This window comes from Pantoea sp. SM3640 (assembly GCF_015654165.1).
GTDB classification, from domain to species: domain Bacteria; phylum Pseudomonadota; class Gammaproteobacteria; order Enterobacterales; family Enterobacteriaceae; genus Pantoea; species Pantoea vagans.
Window position 1 is genome coordinate 259,395 of record NZ_CP064872.1, and the last position, 17,569, is coordinate 276,963.

At 50.6% G+C, this 17,569-nt stretch carries 32 protein-coding genes; 30 read left to right on the forward strand and 2 right to left on the reverse strand.

Features of this window, described 5'->3' with window-relative positions:
• The first annotated feature begins 8 nt into the window (after nucleotides 1–8).
• The 30 genes from rplD (at nucleotide 9) to IV493_RS01360 (ending at nucleotide 15,714) form a co-directional block, all read left to right on the forward strand.
• On the forward strand, nucleotides 9–614 hold the full coding sequence (rplD, locus tag IV493_RS01215) for a 50S ribosomal protein L4 (protein ID WP_003850711.1): 606 nt from the start codon (nucleotides 9–11) through the stop codon (nucleotides 612–614).
• Nucleotides 611–913, forward strand: a complete 303-nt coding sequence (gene rplW / locus IV493_RS01220) for a 50S ribosomal protein L23 (RefSeq protein WP_003850708.1) — start codon at nucleotides 611–613, stop codon at nucleotides 911–913. The genes rplD and rplW overlap by 4 nt, the downstream gene beginning before the upstream one ends.
• A gap of 17 nt (nucleotides 914–930) precedes the next feature.
• Nucleotides 931–1,752, forward strand: coding sequence for a 50S ribosomal protein L2 (gene rplB, locus IV493_RS01225; RefSeq protein ID WP_013359239.1), 822 nt, complete (start codon nucleotides 931–933; stop codon nucleotides 1,750–1,752).
• Nucleotides 1,753–1,768: 16 nt separating this feature from the next.
• The gene (gene rpsS, locus IV493_RS01230; RefSeq protein ID WP_001138115.1) at nucleotides 1,769–2,047 is read left to right on the forward strand and encodes a 30S ribosomal protein S19; all 279 of its coding nucleotides are present in this window, start codon (nucleotides 1,769–1,771) and stop codon (nucleotides 2,045–2,047) included.
• A 13-nt stretch (nucleotides 2,048–2,060) separates the two neighbouring features.
• Nucleotides 2,061–2,393 (forward strand): 50S ribosomal protein L22, encoded by a 333-nt coding sequence (gene rplV / locus IV493_RS01235; RefSeq protein WP_008927136.1) that lies wholly within the window; start codon nucleotides 2,061–2,063, stop codon nucleotides 2,391–2,393.
• A 17-nt stretch (nucleotides 2,394–2,410) separates the two neighbouring features.
• A complete protein-coding gene (gene rpsC, locus IV493_RS01240; RefSeq protein ID WP_008927135.1) occupies nucleotides 2,411–3,109 on the forward strand; it encodes a 30S ribosomal protein S3 in 699 nt (232 codons plus the stop codon).
• A 12-nt stretch (nucleotides 3,110–3,121) separates the two neighbouring features.
• On the forward strand, nucleotides 3,122–3,532 hold the full coding sequence (gene rplP / locus IV493_RS01245; RefSeq protein ID WP_008927134.1) for a 50S ribosomal protein L16: 411 nt from the start codon (nucleotides 3,122–3,124) through the stop codon (nucleotides 3,530–3,532).
• Nucleotides 3,532–3,723, forward strand: a complete 192-nt coding sequence (rpmC, locus tag IV493_RS01250; protein WP_003850146.1) for a 50S ribosomal protein L29 — start codon at nucleotides 3,532–3,534, stop codon at nucleotides 3,721–3,723. Before rplP ends, rpmC begins: the two co-directional genes overlap by 1 nt.
• Entirely contained in the window at nucleotides 3,723–3,977 is a 255-nt protein-coding gene (gene rpsQ, locus IV493_RS01255; protein WP_003850147.1) for a 30S ribosomal protein S17, read from the forward strand. Before rpmC ends, rpsQ begins: the two co-directional genes overlap by 1 nt.
• A gap of 359 nt (nucleotides 3,978–4,336) precedes the next feature.
• Entirely contained in the window at nucleotides 4,337–5,689 is a 1,353-nt protein-coding gene (locus IV493_RS01260; RefSeq protein ID WP_195857636.1) for an 8-oxoguanine deaminase, read from the forward strand.
• Nucleotides 5,690–5,937: 248 nt separating this feature from the next.
• Nucleotides 5,938–6,309 carry a 50S ribosomal protein L14 gene (rplN, locus tag IV493_RS01265; protein ID WP_006120590.1) on the forward strand — a complete coding sequence of 124 codons (372 nt, stop codon included), beginning with the start codon at nucleotides 5,938–5,940 and terminating at the stop codon, nucleotides 6,307–6,309.
• A 10-nt stretch (nucleotides 6,310–6,319) separates the two neighbouring features.
• Complete coding sequence (rplX, locus tag IV493_RS01270) at nucleotides 6,320–6,634, forward strand: 50S ribosomal protein L24 (protein WP_003850150.1); 315 nt, start codon at nucleotides 6,320–6,322, stop codon at nucleotides 6,632–6,634.
• A 14-nt stretch (nucleotides 6,635–6,648) separates the two neighbouring features.
• On the forward strand, nucleotides 6,649–7,188 hold the full coding sequence (gene rplE, locus IV493_RS01275) for a 50S ribosomal protein L5 (protein WP_003850155.1): 540 nt from the start codon (nucleotides 6,649–6,651) through the stop codon (nucleotides 7,186–7,188).
• Between the two features lie 14 nt (nucleotides 7,189–7,202).
• A complete protein-coding gene (gene rpsN, locus IV493_RS01280) occupies nucleotides 7,203–7,508 on the forward strand; it encodes a 30S ribosomal protein S14 (protein ID WP_008927132.1) in 306 nt (101 codons plus the stop codon).
• A gap of 32 nt (nucleotides 7,509–7,540) precedes the next feature.
• Nucleotides 7,541–7,933: a 30S ribosomal protein S8 gene (gene rpsH / locus IV493_RS01285; protein WP_003850158.1), complete on the forward strand. Its 393-nt coding sequence runs from the start codon at nucleotides 7,541–7,543 to the stop codon at nucleotides 7,931–7,933.
• A 13-nt stretch (nucleotides 7,934–7,946) separates the two neighbouring features.
• The gene (rplF, locus tag IV493_RS01290; RefSeq protein ID WP_013359237.1) at nucleotides 7,947–8,480 is read left to right on the forward strand and encodes a 50S ribosomal protein L6; all 534 of its coding nucleotides are present in this window, start codon (nucleotides 7,947–7,949) and stop codon (nucleotides 8,478–8,480) included.
• Nucleotides 8,481–8,489: 9 nt separating this feature from the next.
• Nucleotides 8,490–8,843, forward strand: a complete 354-nt coding sequence (gene rplR / locus IV493_RS01295) for a 50S ribosomal protein L18 (protein WP_003850163.1) — start codon at nucleotides 8,490–8,492, stop codon at nucleotides 8,841–8,843.
• Between the two features lie 14 nt (nucleotides 8,844–8,857).
• On the forward strand, nucleotides 8,858–9,358 hold the full coding sequence (gene rpsE, locus IV493_RS01300; protein ID WP_003850164.1) for a 30S ribosomal protein S5: 501 nt from the start codon (nucleotides 8,858–8,860) through the stop codon (nucleotides 9,356–9,358).
• A gap of 5 nt (nucleotides 9,359–9,363) precedes the next feature.
• The gene (rpmD, locus tag IV493_RS01305) at nucleotides 9,364–9,543 is read left to right on the forward strand and encodes a 50S ribosomal protein L30 (RefSeq protein WP_003850166.1); all 180 of its coding nucleotides are present in this window, start codon (nucleotides 9,364–9,366) and stop codon (nucleotides 9,541–9,543) included.
• Nucleotides 9,544–9,546: 3 nt separating this feature from the next.
• Entirely contained in the window at nucleotides 9,547–9,981 is a 435-nt protein-coding gene (gene rplO / locus IV493_RS01310) for a 50S ribosomal protein L15 (protein WP_003850168.1), read from the forward strand.
• Nucleotides 9,982–9,988: 7 nt separating this feature from the next.
• Nucleotides 9,989–11,320: a preprotein translocase subunit SecY gene (gene secY / locus IV493_RS01315; RefSeq protein ID WP_003850175.1), complete on the forward strand. Its 1,332-nt coding sequence runs from the start codon at nucleotides 9,989–9,991 to the stop codon at nucleotides 11,318–11,320.
• Nucleotides 11,321–11,352: 32 nt separating this feature from the next.
• Nucleotides 11,353–11,469, forward strand: a complete 117-nt coding sequence (gene rpmJ, locus IV493_RS01320) for a 50S ribosomal protein L36 (protein ID WP_010252805.1) — start codon at nucleotides 11,353–11,355, stop codon at nucleotides 11,467–11,469.
• A gap of 146 nt (nucleotides 11,470–11,615) precedes the next feature.
• A complete protein-coding gene (gene rpsM / locus IV493_RS01325; RefSeq protein ID WP_003850176.1) occupies nucleotides 11,616–11,972 on the forward strand; it encodes a 30S ribosomal protein S13 in 357 nt (118 codons plus the stop codon).
• Nucleotides 11,973–11,988: 16 nt separating this feature from the next.
• The gene (gene rpsK / locus IV493_RS01330) at nucleotides 11,989–12,378 is read left to right on the forward strand and encodes a 30S ribosomal protein S11 (protein WP_004160563.1); all 390 of its coding nucleotides are present in this window, start codon (nucleotides 11,989–11,991) and stop codon (nucleotides 12,376–12,378) included.
• A 33-nt stretch (nucleotides 12,379–12,411) separates the two neighbouring features.
• A complete protein-coding gene (gene rpsD / locus IV493_RS01335) occupies nucleotides 12,412–13,032 on the forward strand; it encodes a 30S ribosomal protein S4 (protein WP_008927131.1) in 621 nt (206 codons plus the stop codon).
• 25 nt (nucleotides 13,033–13,057) lie between these two features.
• A complete protein-coding gene (rpoA, locus tag IV493_RS01340) occupies nucleotides 13,058–14,047 on the forward strand; it encodes a DNA-directed RNA polymerase subunit alpha (protein WP_003850179.1) in 990 nt (329 codons plus the stop codon).
• Nucleotides 14,048–14,087: 40 nt separating this feature from the next.
• The gene (gene rplQ, locus IV493_RS01345) at nucleotides 14,088–14,474 is read left to right on the forward strand and encodes a 50S ribosomal protein L17 (protein WP_003850180.1); all 387 of its coding nucleotides are present in this window, start codon (nucleotides 14,088–14,090) and stop codon (nucleotides 14,472–14,474) included.
• Between the two features lie 95 nt (nucleotides 14,475–14,569).
• The gene (locus tag IV493_RS01350) at nucleotides 14,570–14,941 is read left to right on the forward strand and encodes a DnaJ family domain-containing protein (RefSeq protein ID WP_013359236.1); all 372 of its coding nucleotides are present in this window, start codon (nucleotides 14,570–14,572) and stop codon (nucleotides 14,939–14,941) included.
• Nucleotides 14,942–15,358, forward strand: a complete 417-nt coding sequence (gene zntR / locus IV493_RS01355) for a Zn(2+)-responsive transcriptional regulator (RefSeq protein ID WP_013359235.1) — start codon at nucleotides 14,942–14,944, stop codon at nucleotides 15,356–15,358.
• Nucleotides 15,359–15,417: 59 nt separating this feature from the next.
• Complete coding sequence (locus IV493_RS01360) at nucleotides 15,418–15,714, forward strand: alternative ribosome-rescue factor A (protein WP_071822199.1); 297 nt, start codon at nucleotides 15,418–15,420, stop codon at nucleotides 15,712–15,714.
• Here IV493_RS01360 and mscL read toward each other — a convergent pair.
• Nucleotides 15,650–16,060, reverse strand: coding sequence for a large-conductance mechanosensitive channel protein MscL (mscL, locus tag IV493_RS01365; RefSeq protein ID WP_013359234.1), 411 nt, complete (start codon nucleotides 16,058–16,060; stop codon nucleotides 15,650–15,652). The two genes, IV493_RS01360 and mscL, sit on opposite strands and share 65 nt — an antisense overlap.
• A 124-nt stretch (nucleotides 16,061–16,184) precedes the next feature.
• Nucleotides 16,185–17,561, reverse strand: coding sequence for a Trk system potassium transporter TrkA (trkA, locus tag IV493_RS01370; protein WP_013359233.1), 1,377 nt, complete (start codon nucleotides 17,559–17,561; stop codon nucleotides 16,185–16,187).
• Between the last annotated feature and the right edge of the window lie 8 nt (nucleotides 17,562–17,569).

A 17,569-nucleotide genomic window follows, 5' to 3' on the forward strand; every position in this document is an offset into this window, starting at 1 on the left:
GGATAGCAATGGAATTAGTATTGAAAGACGCGCAGAGCGCGCTGACTGTTTCCGAAACTACCTTCGGTCGTGATTTCAACGAAGCGCTGGTTCACCAGGTTGTTGTTGCTTACGCATCTGGCGCCCGCCAGGGTACTCGTGCGCAGAAAACTCGCGCCGAAGTAACCGGTTCAGGCAAAAAGCCATGGCGTCAGAAAGGCACCGGCCGTGCGCGTGCAGGTTCTGTAAAGAGCCCAATCTGGCGTTCAGGTGGCGTGACCTTTGCTGCGAAGCCGCAGGACCACAGTCAAAAAGTTAACAAAAAGATGTACCGCGGCGCGCTGAAAAGCATCCTGTCCGAGCTGGTACGTCAAGATCGTCTGATCGTTGTCGAATCATTTGCTGTAGAAGCACCGAAAACCAAGCTGCTGGTACAGAAACTGAAAGACATGGCTCTGGAAGACGTGCTGATCATCACCGGTGAACTGGATGAGAATCTGTTCCTGGCTGCGCGTAACCTGTACAAGGTTGACGTGCGTGATGCATCCGGTATCGACCCAGTTAGCCTGATCGCCTTCGACAAAGTCGTTATGACTGCTGATGCAGTTAAGCAAGTTGAGGAGATGCTGGCATGATCCGTGAAGAACGTCTGCTGAAAGTACTGCGCGCGCCGCACGTATCTGAAAAAGCATCTAGCGCGATGGAAAAAACTAATACCATCGTTCTCAAAGTTGCTAATGACGCGACCAAAGCAGAGATCGTTGCTGCTGTTGAGAAACTGTTCGAAGTTGAAGTTAAAGACGTAAACACCCTGGTAGTTAAGGGCAAAGTTAAGCGTCAAGGACAGCGTATCGGTCGTCGTAGCGACTGGAAAAAAGCTTACGTCACCCTGAAAGAAGGCCAGAATCTGGACTTCGCTGGCGGCGCTGAGTAAGTCGGAGGAGAAAGACAATGGCAGTTGTTAAATGTAAACCGACATCTCCGGGTCGTCGCCATGTAGTTAAAGTGGTAAACGCGGAGCTGCACAAGGGCAAACCATTTGCCCCGCTGGTAGAAAAAAACAGCAAATCCGGTGGCCGTAACAACAATGGTCGTATCACTACCCGTCATATCGGTGGTGGTCACAAGCAGGCTTACCGTATTGTTGACTTCAAACGCAACAAAGATGGTATCCCGGCAACCGTTGAACGTCTTGAGTACGATCCGAACCGCTCTGCGAACATCGCACTGGTTCTGTACAAAGACGGCGAGCGCCGTTACATCCTGGCCCCTAAAGGCCTGAAAGCCGGCGACCAGATCCAATCTGGCGTTGATGCTGCGATCAAAGCAGGTAACACACTGCCGATGCGTAACATCCCGGTGGGTTCAACCGTGCATAACGTAGAAATGAAACCAGGCAAAGGCGGTCAGATTGCTCGCTCAGCTGGTGCTTACGTGCAGATCGTTGCGCGTGAAGGTTCTTACGTTACCCTGCGTCTGCGTTCAGGTGAAATGCGTAAAGTCGAGTCTGACTGCCGCGCAACACTGGGCGAAGTCGGCAACGCTGAGCATATGCTGCGCGTTCTGGGTAAAGCTGGTGCAGCCCGTTGGCGTGGTGTTCGTCCGACCGTTCGTGGTACCGCGATGAACCCAGTTGATCACCCGCACGGTGGTGGTGAAGGTCGTAACTTTGGTAAGCACCCGGTAACTCCGTGGGGCGTTCAGACCAAAGGTAAGAAGACCCGTAGCAACAAGCGTACCGATAAGTTTATCGTACGTCGCCGTAGCAAATAATATTAGAGGATAAGCCATGCCACGTTCTCTCAAGAAAGGTCCTTTTATTGACCTGCACTTGCTGAAGAAGGTAGAGAAAGCGGTGGAAAGCGGTGACAAGAAGCCTTTGCGCACTTGGTCCCGTCGTTCAACGATCTTTCCTAACATGATCGGTTTGACCATCGCTGTCCATAATGGTCGTCAGCACGTTCCTGTCTTTGTTTCCGACGAAATGGTTGGTCACAAACTGGGTGAATTCGCGCCGACACGTACTTATCGCGGTCACGCGGCTGATAAAAAAGCCAAGAAGAAATAAGTAGGAGGAAGAGATGGAAACTTTAGCTCAACATCGCCACGCTCGTTCTTCTGCTCAGAAGGTTCGCCTTGTTGCTGACCTGATTCGCGGTAAGAAAGTGTCGCAGGCACTGGACATTTTGACCTACACCAATAAGAAAGCGGCTGTACTGGTCAAAAAAGTTCTGGAATCTGCCATTGCTAACGCCGAACACAACGATGGCGCTGATATCGACGATCTGAAAATCACGAAAATTTTCGTTGATGAAGGTCCGACCATGAAACGCATTATGCCGCGTGCCAAAGGTCGTGCAGATCGCATCCTGAAGCGCACCAGCCACATTACTGTGGTTGTGTCCGATCGCTGAGACTCTGGAGACTAGCAATGGGTCAGAAAGTACATCCTAATGGTATTCGCCTGGGTATTGTAAAACCATGGAACTCTACCTGGTTTGCGAACACCAACGAATTCGCTGACAACCTGGACAGCGATTTTAAAGTACGTCAGTTCCTGACTAAAGAACTGGCTAAAGCATCTGTCTCTCGTATCGTTATCGAGCGTCCAGCGAAGAGCATCCGTGTGACTATTCACACCGCTCGTCCGGGCATCGTTATCGGTAAGAAAGGCGAAGATGTAGAAAAACTGCGCACGGTCGTCGCGAAAATCGCTGGCGTTCCTGCACAGATTAATATCGCCGAAGTCCGCAAGCCGGAACTGGACGCGAAACTGGTAGCTGACAGCATCACTTCACAGCTGGAGCGTCGTGTGATGTTCCGTCGTGCTATGAAGCGTGCAGTTCAGAACGCCATGCGTCTTGGCGCGAAGGGTATTAAAGTTGAAGTTAGCGGCCGTCTGGGTGGCGCTGAGATCGCACGTACCGAATGGTATCGTGAAGGTCGCGTGCCATTGCACACACTGCGTGCTGACATTGACTACAACACCTCTGAAGCGCACACCACTTATGGTGTAATCGGCGTTAAGGTATGGATCTTCAAAGGTGAGATCCTGGGTGGTATGGCTGCTGTTGAACAACCGGAACCGGCTGCTCAACCTAAAAAGCAGCAGCGTAAAGGCCGTAAGTAAGGAGAGTCGCTGATGTTACAACCAAAGCGTACGAAATTCCGTAAGGTGCACAAAGGCCGTAACCGCGGTCTGGCTGCGGGTACGGATGTCAGCTTCGGTACTTTCGGTCTGAAAGCTGTTGGCCGTGGTCGTCTGACTGCTCGTCAGATCGAAGCAGCACGTCGTGCTATGACCCGTGCAGTTAAGCGTCAAGGTAAGATCTGGATCCGAGTATTCCCGGACAAACCGATCACCGAGAAGCCGCTGGAAGTGCGTATGGGTAAAGGTAAGGGTAACGTAGAGTATTGGGTTGCCCTGATCCAGCCTGGTAAAGTCCTTTATGAAATGGACGGCGTACCAGAAGAGCTGGCCCGTGAAGCATTCAAGCTGGCAGCAGCAAAACTGCCTATCAAAACCACCTTTGTAACTAAGACGGTGATGTAATGAAAGCAACTGAGCTGCGTGAAAAAAGCGTTGAAGAGCTGAACACTGAGCTGCTTAATCTGCTGCGTGAGCAATTTAACCTGCGCATGCAGGCAGCATCTGGCCAACTGCAGCAGACTCATCTGCTGAAACAGGTTCGCCGTGATGTTGCACGCGTTAAGACTTTACTGACTGAGAAGGCGGGTTCGTAATGACCGATAAAATCCGTACTCTGCAGGGTCGTGTAGTAAGTGACAAAATGCAGAAATCTGCAGTTGTTGCTATCGAACGTTTTGTGAAACACCCGATCTACGGCAAATTCATCAAACGTACGACCAAGCTGCACATCCATGACGAGAACAATGAATGTGGAATTGGTGACGTGGTAGAAATCCGCGAATGCCGTCCACTGTCCAAGACTAAATCCTGGACCCTGGTTCGCGTAATCGAGAAAGCGGTTCTGTAATAAGAATTGTATTCTCTGAGGAAACCCTCTGCTTCGGCAGGGGGTTTTTTTTTTGCCTGTAATCGGGGGTTGATCCATTTGTGCCTGTGACAGAGCAGATTTGATGGTGCTCAAAAATTTAGCAGATTGTCAGGTCTAAGCTGAGACGATTCAGGCAATGAGGCCTGAAAGCTGTAGGCCATAAAGGTCTGGGTTATCATAACTGTACAAGGAAATGTGCTGTGAAAATGGAGAGTCCTGACCGCTTACGCCGGTCACTGATAAAGCTGCCACTGTTAGCTGCGTTACCTGCGATTAGCTCTGCCAAAAGCTTGCCGCTATTATCGGGTAGCACACAATCTCAACCCACAGGCAATAGCATGGAACGAACTCTGTTACTGAAGAATGCTGAATGCGTGGTTTGCATGGATGCCGACCGGCGGGAAATACGGAACGCCAGTATTCTGATTAAAGGAAATCAGATCGTTGCGGTCGGGGAAGCAGGATCGTTACCCGATAGCGCAGATGAGATTATCGATCTGCGGGGACACATTGTTATACCTGGCCTGATTAATACGCATCATCACATGTATCAGAGCCTGACCCGGGCTATTCCTGCGGTACAAAACGGCGAACTTTTCAACTGGCTTACCCACCTCTACCCACTATGGCAGAATCTGACACCTGAGATGATTCATATCTCAACGCAGATTTCGATGGCCGAGTTAATGCTTTCCGGTTGTACCACCACCAGTGACCATCTCTATGTCTACCCTAACGGCTGTAAGCTTGACGACAGCATTGAGGCTGCAGCGTTAATGGGCATGCGTTTCCATGCCAGCCGGGGCAGCATGAGCGTCGGTAAATCCCTGGGTGGCCTGCCGCCTGATTCGCTGGTTGAGAATGAAGCCGCCATCCTCAGGGACACGCAGCGTGTGATTGAGCGCTATCACGATGACAGCCACGGCTCGATGTTACGCATCGTGGTGGCACCATGTTCACCGTTCTCGGTCAGTCATGAGCTGATGAAGCAGTCCGCTGCACTGGCACGCAGCTTCAACGTCTCGATGCATACTCATCTGGCGGAGAACGACAGCGATATCCGCTATAGCCGCGAGAAATTCAACATGACGCCAGCGCAGTACGTTGAGGACCTCGGCTGGGTAGGGCCGGATGTCTGGCATGCACACTGCGTAAAACTGGATCAGCATGGTATGGAGCTCTTTGCACGTACCGGAACCGGCGTCGCACACTGCCCCTGTTCAAACATGCGTCTCGGTTCGGGTATTGCACCGATACGCCACATGTGTGATGCCGGTGTCCATGTCGGTATGGGCGTGGATGGGTCAGCCTCCAATGACAGCTCAGACATGATGGCAGAGGTACGTCAGGCGATGCTGTTGCAACGCGTGGGTTTCGGCCCGGATGCGATGACGGCACGTCAGGCTCTGGAGCTGGCGACGCTGGGTGGAGCAAAAGTGCTGAATCGCGACGACGTGGGCGCCATTGCACCGGGCATGATGGCTGACTTGGCGATCTTTAACCTGAATCGCATTGGTCTTGCCGGGGCAGGGCACGATCCTGTCGCCGCCCTGGTGTTCTGTAATCCGGGGCAGGTCGCTTACAGCATCATCAACGGAAAAGTCAGGGTGCGTGACGGACAACTGGCCGGAATTGAACTGCCAGCCGTGCTGCATCAGCATAACCAACTGGCCAGAAAACTGGTTAGTTGAGTCAGAAGGGCACTTTATTAGGGAGGCGACGAAAAATAAGGCAGATTACATTTGCTACTGTTCGCACTATTCCCTAGAATACGCCCTCCCTGTCATCAGGGAAAATCAGCGGCTCGATTGAGAGCCGTTTATTTTTTCTACCCATCTGTGAGAACCGGTGTTACAATGCCGCGCCCTCAATTATGGGGCTTTCTAACGACCTGAGGTTTAGGTCCCGAAGTAGTAGTTGACATTAGCGGAGCACTAAAATGATCCAAGAACAGACTATGCTGAACGTCGCCGACAACTCCGGTGCACGTCGCGTAATGTGTATCAAGGTTCTGGGTGGCTCGCACCGTCGCTACGCAGGCGTCGGTGACATCATCAAAGTTACCATCAAGGAAGCAATTCCTCGTGGTAAAGTCAAAAAAGGTGATGTCCTGAAGGCGGTAGTGGTGCGCACCAGGAAGGGTGTTCGTCGCCCGGACGGTTCTGTCATTCGCTTCGATGGTAATGCATGCGTTATTCTGAACAATAACAGTGAGCAGCCTATCGGTACGCGTATTTTTGGGCCGGTAACTCGTGAACTTCGTACTGAAAAGTTCATGAAAATTATCTCTCTGGCACCAGAAGTACTCTAAGGAGCGAACAATGGCAGCTAAAATCCGTCGTAACGACGAAGTTATCGTGTTAACCGGTAAAGATAAAGGTAAGCGCGGTAAAGTTAAGAATGTCCTGTCTTCTGGTAAGGTCATCGTTGAAGGTATCAACCTGGTTAAAAAACATCAGAAGCCGGTTCCGGCCCTGAACCAACCAGGTGGCATCGTTGAAAAAGAAGCTGCTATTCAGGTTTCTAACGTTGCACTGTTCAACGCGGCAACTGGTAAGGCTGACCGTGTAGGCTTTAGATTCGAAGACGGCAAAAAAGTCCGTTTCTTCAAGTCTAACAGCGAAACTATCAAGTAATTTGGAGTAGTACGATGGCGAAACTGCATGATTACTACAAAGACGAAGTAGTCCAGAAACTCATGACAGAGTTTGGCTACAATTCTGTCATGCAAGTCCCTCGGGTCGAGAAGATCACCCTGAACATGGGTGTTGGTGAAGCGATCGCTGACAAGAAACTGCTGGATAACGCAGCAGCTGACCTGGCAGCAATCTCCGGTCAAAAACCGCTGGTCACCAAAGCACGCAAATCAGTTGCAGGCTTCAAAATCCGTCAGGGCTATCCGATCGGCTGTAAAGTAACTCTGCGTGGCGAGCGCATGTGGGAGTTCTTTGAGCGTCTGGTCACCATTGCAGTTCCACGTATCCGTGACTTCCGTGGCTTGTCCGCTAAGTCATTCGATGGTCGTGGCAACTACAGCATGGGTGTACGTGAGCAGATCATCTTCCCAGAAATCGACTACGACAAAGTCGATCGCGTTCGTGGTTTGGATATCACCATTACCACTACTGCGAAATCTGATGATGAAGGCCGTGCTCTGCTGGCTGCCTTTGACTTCCCGTTCCGTAAGTAAGGTAGGGTTACTTAATGGCTAAGCAATCTATGAAAGCGCGCGAAGTTAAGCGTGCAAAATTAGCAGACAAATTCTTCGCTAAACGCGCTGAACTGAAAGCGATCATCTCTGATGTGAACGCTTCCGACGAAGACCGTTGGGATGCTGTTCTGAAGCTGCAGAGTCTGCCGCGTGATTCCAGCCCTTCACGTCAGCGTAACCGCTGCCGTCAAACAGGTCGTCCGCACGGTTTCCTGCGGAAGTTTGGGTTGAGCCGTATCAAGGTCCGCGAAGCCGCCATGCGCGGTGAAATTCCGGGTCTGAAAAAGGCTAGCTGGTAATTGTCACCAATTGAATCACGGGAGTAACACAGATGAGCATGCAAGATCCGATCGCGGATATGCTGACCCGTATCCGTAACGGTCAGGCCGCGAACAAAGTTGCGGTCACCATGCCTTCCTCCAAGCTGAAATTGGCAATTGCCAACGTTCTGAAGGAAGAAGGATATATTGAAGATTTCAAAATCGAAGGCGACATCAAGCTGGAACTGGAACTTACTCTCAAGTATTTCCAGGGAAAAGCTGTTGTAGAAAGCATTCAGCGAGTAAGCCGTCCTGGCCTGCGCATCTATAAGAAAAAAGATGAGCTGCCAAAGGTAATGGCTGGTATGGGCATCGCTGTAGTTTCTACATCTAAAGGTGTCATGACTGATCGTGCAGCGCGCCAGGCAGGTCTTGGTGGCGAAATTATCTGCTACGTAGCGTAATCGGAGGATACATATGTCTCGTGTTGCTAAAGCACCTGTCGTTGTTCCTGCCGGCGTAGAGGTAAAACTCGACGGTCAGGTAATTTCGATTAAAGGTAAAAACGGCGAGCTGACTCGTACTATCAATGATGCTGTTGAAGTTAAGCATGCTGACAACGCTCTGACTTTCGCTCCGCGCGAAGGTTTCGTTGACGGCTGGGCGCAGGCGGGTACTTCTCGCGCGCTGCTGAACGCAATGGTTATCGGTGTTACCGAAGGCTTCACTAAGAAGCTGCAGCTGGTTGGTGTAGGTTATCGTGCAGCCGTTAAAGGCGACGTGGTAAACCTGTCTCTGGGCTTTTCTCATCCAGTCGATCACCAGCTGCCCGCGGGTATCACTGCAGAATGTCCAACTCAGACTGAGATCGTGCTGAAAGGCGCTGATAAACAGCTGATTGGTCAGGTTGCTGCGGACCTGCGCGCCTACCGTCGTCCTGAGCCTTATAAAGGCAAGGGTGTCCGTTACGCCGACGAAGTCGTGCGTACCAAAGAGGCTAAGAAGAAGTAAGGTAACACTATGGATAAGAAATCTGCTCGTATCCGTCGTGCGACCCGTGCACGTCGCAAGCTCAAAGAGCTGGGTGCTACTCGCCTGGTGGTACATCGTACCCCGCGTCATATTTACGCACAGGTAATCGCCCCGAACGGTTCCGAAGTTCTGGTCGCTGCTTCTACTGTAGAAAAAGCTATCACTGAACAACTGAAGTATACCGGTAATAAAGAAGCCGCAGCTGCAGTAGGCAAAGCTATCGCAGAACGCGCAATCGAAAAAGGCATCACTGGTGTTTCTTTCGACCGTTCCGGTTTCCAATATCATGGTCGCGTCCAGGCACTGGCAGATGCTGCCCGTGAAGCTGGCCTTCAGTTCTAAGGTAGAGGTCTAAGATGGCACACATCGAGAAACAAGCTGGCGAACTGCAGGAAAAACTGATCGCGGTAAACCGTGTTTCTAAAACTGTTAAAGGTGGTCGTATCTTCTCCTTCACAGCACTGACTGTGGTAGGTGATGGTAATGGTCGCGTAGGTTTTGGTTACGGTAAAGCGCGTGAAGTTCCAGCAGCGATCCAGAAAGCGATGGAGAAAGCCCGTCGCAACATGGTTAACGTCGCGCTGACCAACGGCACCCTGCAGCACCCTGTTAAAGGTGCACACACGGGTTCCCGCGTGTTCATGCAGCCGGCTTCAGAAGGTACCGGTATCATCGCCGGTGGTGCAATGCGCGCCGTTCTGGAAGTCGCTGGAGTTCATAACGTACTGGCAAAAGCCTATGGTTCTACTAACCCGATTAACGTGGTTCGTGCAACTATCGACGGCCTGGGCAATATGAAATCTCCGGAAATGGTCGCTGCTAAGCGTGGTAAATCCGTTGAAGAAATTCTGGGGTAATCACGATGGCTAAGACTATTAAAATCACTCAAACCCGTAGTTCAATCGGCCGCTTGCCTAAGCATAAAGCCACTCTGGTTGGCCTGGGTCTGCGTCGTATTGGCCACACCGTTGAGCGTGAAGACACGCCTGCAGTACGCGGTATGGTTAACGCGGTTTCCTATATGGTTAAAGTGGAGGAGTAAGAGATGCGTTTAAATACTCTGTCTCCGGCCGAAGGGTCTAAGCACGCTACCAAGCGTCTGGGTCGTGGTATCGGTTCTGGCCTCGGAAAAACCGGTGGTCGTGGTCACAAAGGTCAGAACTCACGTTCTGGCGGTGGCGTACGTCGCGGTTTCGAAGGTGGTCAGATGCCTCTGTACCGTCGTCTGCCGAAGTTCGGTTTCACCTCTCGCAAAGCAATGATCACCACAGAGATTCGTCTGTCTGATCTGGCGAAAGTTGAAGGCGGTATCGTCGACCTGAACGCGCTGAAAGCAGCCAACATTGTCGGTGTTCAGATTGAATTCGTTAAAGTAATTCTGTCTGGTGAAGTATCTACACCGGTAACGGTTCGCGGCCTGCGTGTCACCAAAGGTGCTCGTGCTGCAATCGAAGCTGCTGGCGGTAAAATCGAGGAATAAGTAGCAGATGGCTAAACAACCGGGATTAGATTTTCAAAGTGCCAAAGGCGGCTTTGGTGAGCTGAAACGCAGACTGCTGTTTGTAATCGGCGCACTCATTGTCTTCCGTATTGGCTCTTTTATTCCAATCCCTGGTATTGATGCCACTGTACTTGCCAAACTGCTTGAGCAACAGCGTGGCACCATCATTGAAATGTTTAACATGTTCTCTGGTGGTGCTCTCAGCCGTGCTTCTATTTTCGCACTGGGTATCATGCCGTATATTTCGGCATCGATTATCATCCAGTTATTAACGGTGGTTCATCCAGCGTTAGCGGAAATTAAGAAAGAAGGGGAGGCTGGCCGTCGTAAGATTAGCCAGTACACCCGATACGGTACGTTGGTATTGGCCATATTTCAGTCGATCGGTATTGCTACCGGTCTGCCGAATATGCCAGGGATGCAAGGCCTGGTCATGAATCCAGGCTTTGCTTTCTACTTTACCGCTGTTGTGAGTCTGGTCTCAGGAACGATGTTCCTGATGTGGCTGGGCGAACAGATTACTGAGCGTGGTATCGGTAACGGTATTTCGATCATTATCTTCGCAGGTATTGTTGCGGGTCTTCCGCCGGCCATTGGCCATACCATCGAGCAAGCGCGGCAAGGCGACCTGCACTTCCTTCTGTTGCTGTTGGTTGCAGTACTCGTATTCGCAGTGACCTTCTTTGTTATCTTCGTTGAACGTGGTCAGCGCCGCATTGTGGTGAACTACGCAAAACGTCAGCAGGGTCGTCGCGTTTACGCTGCACAGAGCACACATTTACCGTTGAAAGTGAATATGGCGGGCGTTATTCCAGCCATCTTTGCTTCCAGCATTATTCTGTTCCCGGCAACGATTGCATCGTGGTTTGGGGGCGGTACCGGTTGGAACTGGCTGACAACAATTTCGCTGTATTTGCAGCCAGGACAGCCGCTTTATGTGCTACTCTATGCGACTGCAATCATCTTCTTCTGTTTCTTCTATACGGCGTTGGTTTTCAACCCACGTGAAACAGCAGATAACCTGAAGAAGTCTGGTGCATTCGTACCGGGAATTCGTCCGGGAGAGCAAACGGCGAAGTATATTGATAAAGTAATGACGCGACTGACCTTAATCGGCGCGCTGTATATTACTTTTATCTGCCTTATCCCGGAGTTCATGCGTGATGCGATGAAGGTTCCCTTCTACTTTGGCGGTACTTCACTGCTCATCGTAGTTGTCGTCATCATGGACTTTATGGCTCAAGTGCAAACTCTGATGATGTCCAGTCAGTATGAGTCGGCACTGAAGAAAGCTAACCTGAAAGGCTACGGCCGTTAATTCAGTTGGTTGAGAAGTTACGGAGAGTAAAAATGAAAGTTCGTGCTTCCGTCAAGAGATTATGTCGTAACTGCAAAATCATTCGTCGCGACGGTGTCGTACGTGTGATCTGCAGCGCCGAGCCAAAGCATAAACAGCGCCAAGGCTGATTTTGTCACATATTTTTCTTGCAAAGTCGGGTTGAGCTGGCTAGATTAGCCAGCCAATCTTTTGTATGTCAGTACGTTTCCATTTGAGTATCCTGAAAACGGGCTTTTCAGCATGGGACGTGCTTGTTTAATTATAGGAGTGCATAGTGGCCCGTATAGCAGGCATTAACATTCCTGATCAAAAACATACCGTTATCGCATTAACTTCGATCTTCGGTATCGGTAAAACCCGTTCAAAAGCCATCTGCGCTTCAACGGGTATTGCTGAAAATGTTAAGATCAGTGAGCTGTCTGAAGAACAAATTGATCAGCTGCGTGATGCAGTTGCGAAATTCGTTGTAGAAGGTGATCTGCGCCGTGAAATCACCCTGAGCATCAAGCGTCTTATGGACCTTGGTTGCTACCGTGGTTTGCGCCATCGTCGTGGTCTTCCGGTTCGCGGTCAGCGTACTAAGACCAACGCACGTACCCGTAAGGGTCCGCGTAAACCGATCAAGAAATAATCGGGGTGAGTAAATAATGGCAAAGGCACCAGTTCGTGCACGCAAGCGTGTAAGAAAACAAGTCTCAGATGGCGTGGCTCATGTCCATGCTTCTTTTAACAACACCATCGTTACCATTACTGATCGTCAGGGTAACGCACTGGGTTGGGCAACCGCCGGTGGTTCCGGTTTCCGCGGTTCACGTAAATCCACTCCGTTTGCTGCTCAGGTCGCTGCAGAGCGCTGTGCAGAAGCGGTAAAAGATTACGGAATTAAGAACCTGGAAGTTATGGTAAAGGGTCCGGGTCCAGGTCGCGAATCTACGATTCGTGCTTTGAACGCCGCTGGTTTCCGCATCACTAATATTACTGATGTGACTCCGATCCCTCATAACGGTTGTCGTCCGCCGAAAAAACGTCGCGTATAACGCCCGTTTTTTTAGGATAGTTGGAGAAAGAAAATGGCAAGATATTTGGGTCCTAAGCTCAAGCTGAGCCGTCGTGAGGGCACTGACTTATTCCTTAAGTCTGGTGTTCGCGCGATTGATTCCAAGTGTAAGATTGAACAAGCCCCTGGTCAGCATGGTGCGCGTAAACCGCGTCTGTCTGATTACGGCGGTCAGTTACGTGAAAAGCAGAAAGTTCGTCGTATCTACGGCGTGCTGGAGCGTCAGTTCCGTAACTACTATAAAGAAGCAGCTCGTCTGAAAGGCAACACCGGTGAAAACCTGTTGGCTCTGCTGGAAGGTCGTCTGGACAACGTAGTTTATCGTATGGGCTTTGGTGCCACTCGTGCAGAAGCACGTCAGCTGGTGAGCCATAAGTCTGTTCTGGTAAATGGCCGCGTTGTTAACATCGCTTCTTATCAGGTATCTCCGAATGATGTCGTTAGCATCCGTGAGAAAGCCAAAAAGCAATCTCGCGTGAAGGCCGCTCTGGAGCTGGCTGAGCAGCGTGAAAAGCCAACCTGGCTGGAAGTTGATGCGACTAAGATGGAAGGTGTGTTCAAGCGTATTCCTGAACGTACTGATCTGTCTGCGGACATTAACGAACACCTGATCGTCGAGCTTTACTCCAAGTAAGGCTTAGTACCAAAGAGAGGACACAATGCAGGGTTCTGTGACAGAGTTTCTAAAACCGCGCCTGGTAGATATCGAGCAAGTGAGTTCGACGCACGCCAAGGTGACCCTTGAGCCTTTAGAGCGTGGCTTTGGCCATACTCTTGGTAACGCACTGCGCCGTATTCTGCTTTCATCCATGCCGGGTTGCGCGGTGACCGAGGTTGAAATTGATGGTGTACTTCATGAGTACAGCACCAAAGAGGGCGTACAGGAAGATATCCTGGAAATCCTGCTCAACCTGAAAGGGCTGGCGGTAAGAGTTCAGGGTAAAGATGAAGTTATTCTGACCTTGAATAAATCTGGCATTGGCCCTGTGACTGCAGCCGACATTACCCATGATGGTGATGTCGAAATCGTCAAGCCTCAGCATGTCATTTGCCATCTGACCGATGAGAACGCTGCTATCAGCATGCGTATCAAAGTTCAGCGTGGACGTGGCTATGTGCCGGCTTCTGCCCGAATTCATTCGGAAGAAGATGAGCGCCCAATCGGCCGCCTGTTAGTTGACGCTTGCTACAGCCCTGTAGACCGTATCGCCTACAATGTTGAAGCAGCGCGTGTAGAGCAGCGCACCGACCTGGACAAGCTGGTCATCGAAATGGAAACCAACGGCACAATCGATCCTGAAGAGGCGATTCGTCGTGCGGCAACCATTCTGGCAGAACAACTTGAAGCTTTCGTTGACTTACGTGATGTACGTCAGCCAGAAGTTAAAGAAGAGAAACCAGAATTCGATCCGATCCTGCTGCGCCCTGTTGACGATCTGGAATTGACTGTCCGCTCTGCTAACTGCCTTAAGGCAGAAGCTATCCACTACATCGGTGATCTGGTACAGCGTACCGAGGTTGAGCTGCTTAAAACGCCTAACCTTGGTAAAAAATCTCTTACTGAGATTAAAGATGTGCTGGCTTCGCGTGGTCTTTCTCTGGGCATGCGCCTCGAGAACTGGCCGCCAGCAAGCATTGCTGATGAATAATCAGATCACAGGTTAAGGTTTCACTGAGAAGGATAAGGTCATGCGCCATCGTAAGAGTGGTCGTCAACTGAACCGCAACAGCAGCCATCGTCAGGCTATGTTCCGCAACATGGCCGGTTCTCTGGTTCGTCATGAGATCATCAAAACGACTCTGCCGAAAGCCAAAGAACTGCGTCGCGTAGTTGAGCCGCTGATTACTCTTGCCAAGACCGACAGCGTAGCTAATCGTCGTCTGGCATTCGCCCGTACTCGTGATAACGAGATCGTGGCAAAACTGTTTAATGAGCTGGGCCCGCGTTTCGCGAGCCGTGCCGGTGGTTACACTCGTATTCTGAAGTGTGGCTTCCGTGCTGGTGACAACGCTCCGATGGCTTACATCGAGCTGGTTGATCGTCCAGAAGCTCAAGCAGAAGCAGCCGCAGAGTAATCTGTAGCAACGTAAAAAACCCGCTTCGGCGGGTTTTTTATTGCCTGAAATTTACTACCTTAGAAAGATGTCTTTCATGTTCAAAGGAGCCGATTATGTGGCTGGTTGATGAACTTGCGGAACAGCATATTAAGGCAGCGCTGGAAAAGGGTGAGCTTAGCAATCTTCCGGGCTCTGGAAAGCCATTACAGCTGGATGATGACAGCCATGTTCCTCCTGAATTAAGAGCGGGCTACCGGCTACTGAAAAACGCGGGCTTTCTGCCGCCGGAGCTGGAGTTAAGACGGGAGGCGATGGAAGTGAACGATCTTATTCGCCAGCTCGATCCCGCGGATCATCACTATCAGGATCATTGTCATCGGCTTCAGTTGCTGGCGCTGCGATTACGCCAGGCGGGTATGAGCACGGATTTTCTGCATGGCGATTATTCGACAGCCCTTCAGAATCACTTCAGCGAGGAGGAGTAGATGTTTCGCATCGGACAGTTAGCTAAGCTTGCTGACGTCACGCCAGACACCATCCGTTTTTATGAAAAACAGCAGATGATGGATCATGACGGTCGTACGGAAGGGGGGTTTCGCCTATATACCGAGGCCGATCTTCAGCGTCTGAAATTTATCCGCTACGGTCGTAAACTCGGGTTTAGCCTTGAAGCCATCAGAGAGCTACTTTCCATCCGGGTCGATCCTGCGCATCATACCTGTCAGGAATCAAAAGCGATCGTTGAAAAACGGCTAAGTGAAGTGGCTCAGATGATCGCAGAATTAGAAACGATGCAGCGCTCTTTGCGACACCTCTCGGATGCGTGTTGTGGTGACAGTCACAGTAGCATTTCGTGCTCAATTCTTGAGGCGCTGGAGCGTGGAGAGGCGTTGAGTAAATAAGCATCTTGTTATTTTGCTGCAAAGGAATAGAGTATCTGACCATCTCAACAGGAGGCTTTATGAGTAAATATCAGCATACTAAAGGGCAAATTCGCGATAACGCGATTCAGGCACTGCTGCACGACCCGTTATTTCGACAACGTATTGAGCAGAAGCAAAAGGGTAAAGGCAGTTTTAAGCGGAAAGAGAAACATGGTAAGGGGACTGGATGGGAGGGCAGTGATAAGAAAGCGTCTTATCACTGCCCTTCTGCTTTTACAGTAAAAAACCGCCTTCGTGGCGGCTTATTCACTATACCCGGGTATTCTGCTGTTTCAGCAGATCGCGGATTTCGGTCAGTAAGACTTCTTCGTTAGACGGTTTAGCAGCTGGCTTCTCCACTTCTTTTTTCTTGTACAGACGATTCATCAACTTAATCGCCATAAAGATCGCGAAAGCGATAATGACGAAATCAAAGATGGTCTGAAGGAAGATACCGTACTGCATAACAACAGCTGGCGCATCGCCTGTTGCGGGCTTAAGAACCCATGCGAATGATTTGAAATCGACTCCGCCGATCAGCAAGCCTAATGGTGGCATGATGATATTAGCGACTAATGATGAAACGATTTTACCGAATGCTGCACCGATGATGACACCCACGGCTAAATCCATTACATTGCCGCGCATTGCGAAATCACGAAACTCTTTGATTAAACTCATACTTATCTCCTTGCCTAAGCCAACGCCATAAAGTCTAACAAACCTCACTGTTTTTGCCATCAACGCAGCCATTTAAGCGGCAGTTTTGCATGCAGCATGCTGAGTTAGCCTGTAAAAGCGGCATTTACAGGAAAAACGGACTCGGCTGGAAGAGGCGTTCCACATCTGATACGAATTTCTTATCGGTCAGGAACATGATGACATGATCGCCTTGTTCAATACGCAGGTTATCATTGGCAATCATCACATCATCACCACGAACGACTGCGCCAATAATGGTCCCTGGCGGCAGTTTGATGTCATCAATCGAACGACCCACAACGCGTGACGTCGACTCGTCACCATGCGCTATCGCTTCGATCGCCTCTGCAATACCGCGTCGTAACGATGAAACGCCCACGATATCCGCTTTGCGCACATGACCCAGCAGAGCAGAGATCGTGGCTTGCTGAGGGGAAATAGCGATATCGATGACGCTGCCCTGGACCAGATCGACGTAAGCGCGGCGCTGAATCAGTACCATCACTTTTTTCGCACCCATCTTTTTCGCCAGCATGGCTGACATGATGTTCGCTTCATCATCGTTGGTGACGGCGATAAACAGATCGACCTGCTCAACGTGCTCTTCAGCGAGCAGCTCCTGATCGGACGCATCGCCATAAAACACCACGGTGTCATGCAGATGTTCTGCAAGTTCCGCTGCGCGCTGGGGATTCCGCTCAATCAGCTTAACGCTGTAGTGTTTCTCAAGTCGCTGCGCCAGACCGAAACCGATGTTGCCGCCACCGACCAGCATAATCCGTTTATAAGGTTTCTCCAGCCGCTGCATTTCACTCATCACCGCACGAATATTCTGACTGGCAGCGATGAAGAACACTTCATCACCTGCTTCTACAATGGTTGAACCCTGCGGACGAATAGGACGATCCTGCCGGAATATAGCGGCTACGCGTGTATCGATGTGTGGCATGTGCTCACGCATGATCGAGAGCGGATTTCCTACCAGCGGCCCGCCATAATAGGCTTTTACCACTGCCAGACTGACTTTTCCCTCAGCAAAGTTAACCACCTGCAATGCGCCAGGATACTGAATCAGCCGGTAGATATTGTCGATTACCAGCTGCTCAGGTGAGATCAGATGATCAATAGGCACTGCTTCAGGTATAAACAACTTGTCTGCATCGCGCAAATAGTCGGCCGCGCGGATACGGGCGATGCGATTCGGGGTATTGAAAAGCGAATAAGCAATCTGGCAAGCGATCATGTTGGTTTCATCCGAGTTGGTTACGGCAACCAGCATGTCGGCATCTTCCGCACCCGCCTCACGCAGAATTCGCGGATGGGAACCATGGCCCTGAACAACGCGCAAATCGAACTTATCCTGCAGATGACGCAGACGTGAAGAATCGGTATCGACCACCGTAATGTCGTTGTTTTCACCGACCAGATTTTCTGCCAGGGTTCCACCAACCTGTCCTGCACCCAGAATGATTATTTTCATCGCTTATC

What these genes read in the sequence shown, in the direction of transcription:
- rplD (WP_003850711.1), top strand. Translation starts at nt 9, where the DNA reads ATGGAATTAGTATTGAAAGACGCGCAGAGCGCGCTGACTGTTTCCGAA.
- rplW (WP_003850708.1), top strand. Translation starts at nt 611, where the DNA reads ATGATCCGTGAAGAACGTCTGCTGAAAGTACTGCGCGCGCCGCACGTA.
- rplB (WP_013359239.1), top strand. Translation starts at nt 931, where the DNA reads ATGGCAGTTGTTAAATGTAAACCGACATCTCCGGGTCGTCGCCATGTA.
- rpsS (WP_001138115.1), top strand. Translation starts at nt 1,769, where the DNA reads ATGCCACGTTCTCTCAAGAAAGGTCCTTTTATTGACCTGCACTTGCTG.
- rplV (WP_008927136.1), top strand. Translation starts at nt 2,061, where the DNA reads ATGGAAACTTTAGCTCAACATCGCCACGCTCGTTCTTCTGCTCAGAAG.
- rpsC (WP_008927135.1), top strand. Translation starts at nt 2,411, where the DNA reads ATGGGTCAGAAAGTACATCCTAATGGTATTCGCCTGGGTATTGTAAAA.
- rplP (WP_008927134.1), top strand. Translation starts at nt 3,122, where the DNA reads ATGTTACAACCAAAGCGTACGAAATTCCGTAAGGTGCACAAAGGCCGT.
- rpmC (WP_003850146.1), top strand. Translation starts at nt 3,532, where the DNA reads ATGAAAGCAACTGAGCTGCGTGAAAAAAGCGTTGAAGAGCTGAACACT.
- rpsQ (WP_003850147.1), top strand. Translation starts at nt 3,723, where the DNA reads ATGACCGATAAAATCCGTACTCTGCAGGGTCGTGTAGTAAGTGACAAA.
- IV493_RS01260 (WP_195857636.1), top strand. Translation starts at nt 4,337, where the DNA reads ATGGAACGAACTCTGTTACTGAAGAATGCTGAATGCGTGGTTTGCATG.
- rplN (WP_006120590.1), top strand. Translation starts at nt 5,938, where the DNA reads ATGATCCAAGAACAGACTATGCTGAACGTCGCCGACAACTCCGGTGCA.
- rplX (WP_003850150.1), top strand. Translation starts at nt 6,320, where the DNA reads ATGGCAGCTAAAATCCGTCGTAACGACGAAGTTATCGTGTTAACCGGT.
- rplE (WP_003850155.1), top strand. Translation starts at nt 6,649, where the DNA reads ATGGCGAAACTGCATGATTACTACAAAGACGAAGTAGTCCAGAAACTC.
- rpsN (WP_008927132.1), top strand. Translation starts at nt 7,203, where the DNA reads ATGGCTAAGCAATCTATGAAAGCGCGCGAAGTTAAGCGTGCAAAATTA.
- rpsH (WP_003850158.1), top strand. Translation starts at nt 7,541, where the DNA reads ATGAGCATGCAAGATCCGATCGCGGATATGCTGACCCGTATCCGTAAC.
- rplF (WP_013359237.1), top strand. Translation starts at nt 7,947, where the DNA reads ATGTCTCGTGTTGCTAAAGCACCTGTCGTTGTTCCTGCCGGCGTAGAG.
- rplR (WP_003850163.1), top strand. Translation starts at nt 8,490, where the DNA reads ATGGATAAGAAATCTGCTCGTATCCGTCGTGCGACCCGTGCACGTCGC.
- rpsE (WP_003850164.1), top strand. Translation starts at nt 8,858, where the DNA reads ATGGCACACATCGAGAAACAAGCTGGCGAACTGCAGGAAAAACTGATC.
- rpmD (WP_003850166.1), top strand. Translation starts at nt 9,364, where the DNA reads ATGGCTAAGACTATTAAAATCACTCAAACCCGTAGTTCAATCGGCCGC.
- rplO (WP_003850168.1), top strand. Translation starts at nt 9,547, where the DNA reads ATGCGTTTAAATACTCTGTCTCCGGCCGAAGGGTCTAAGCACGCTACC.
- secY (WP_003850175.1), top strand. Translation starts at nt 9,989, where the DNA reads ATGGCTAAACAACCGGGATTAGATTTTCAAAGTGCCAAAGGCGGCTTT.
- rpmJ (WP_010252805.1), top strand. Translation starts at nt 11,353, where the DNA reads ATGAAAGTTCGTGCTTCCGTCAAGAGATTATGTCGTAACTGCAAAATC.
- rpsK (WP_004160563.1), top strand. Translation starts at nt 11,989, where the DNA reads ATGGCAAAGGCACCAGTTCGTGCACGCAAGCGTGTAAGAAAACAAGTC.
- rpsD (WP_008927131.1), top strand. Translation starts at nt 12,412, where the DNA reads ATGGCAAGATATTTGGGTCCTAAGCTCAAGCTGAGCCGTCGTGAGGGC.
- rpoA (WP_003850179.1), top strand. Translation starts at nt 13,058, where the DNA reads ATGCAGGGTTCTGTGACAGAGTTTCTAAAACCGCGCCTGGTAGATATC.
- rplQ (WP_003850180.1), top strand. Translation starts at nt 14,088, where the DNA reads ATGCGCCATCGTAAGAGTGGTCGTCAACTGAACCGCAACAGCAGCCAT.
- IV493_RS01350 (WP_013359236.1), top strand. Translation starts at nt 14,570, where the DNA reads ATGTGGCTGGTTGATGAACTTGCGGAACAGCATATTAAGGCAGCGCTG.
- zntR (WP_013359235.1), top strand. Translation starts at nt 14,942, where the DNA reads ATGTTTCGCATCGGACAGTTAGCTAAGCTTGCTGACGTCACGCCAGAC.
- IV493_RS01360 (WP_071822199.1), top strand. Translation starts at nt 15,418, where the DNA reads ATGAGTAAATATCAGCATACTAAAGGGCAAATTCGCGATAACGCGATT.
- mscL (WP_013359234.1), bottom strand. Translation starts at nt 16,060, where the DNA reads ATGAGTTTAATCAAAGAGTTTCGTGATTTCGCAATGCGCGGCAATGTA.
- trkA (WP_013359233.1), bottom strand. Translation starts at nt 17,561, where the DNA reads ATGAAAATAATCATTCTGGGTGCAGGACAGGTTGGTGGAACCCTGGCA.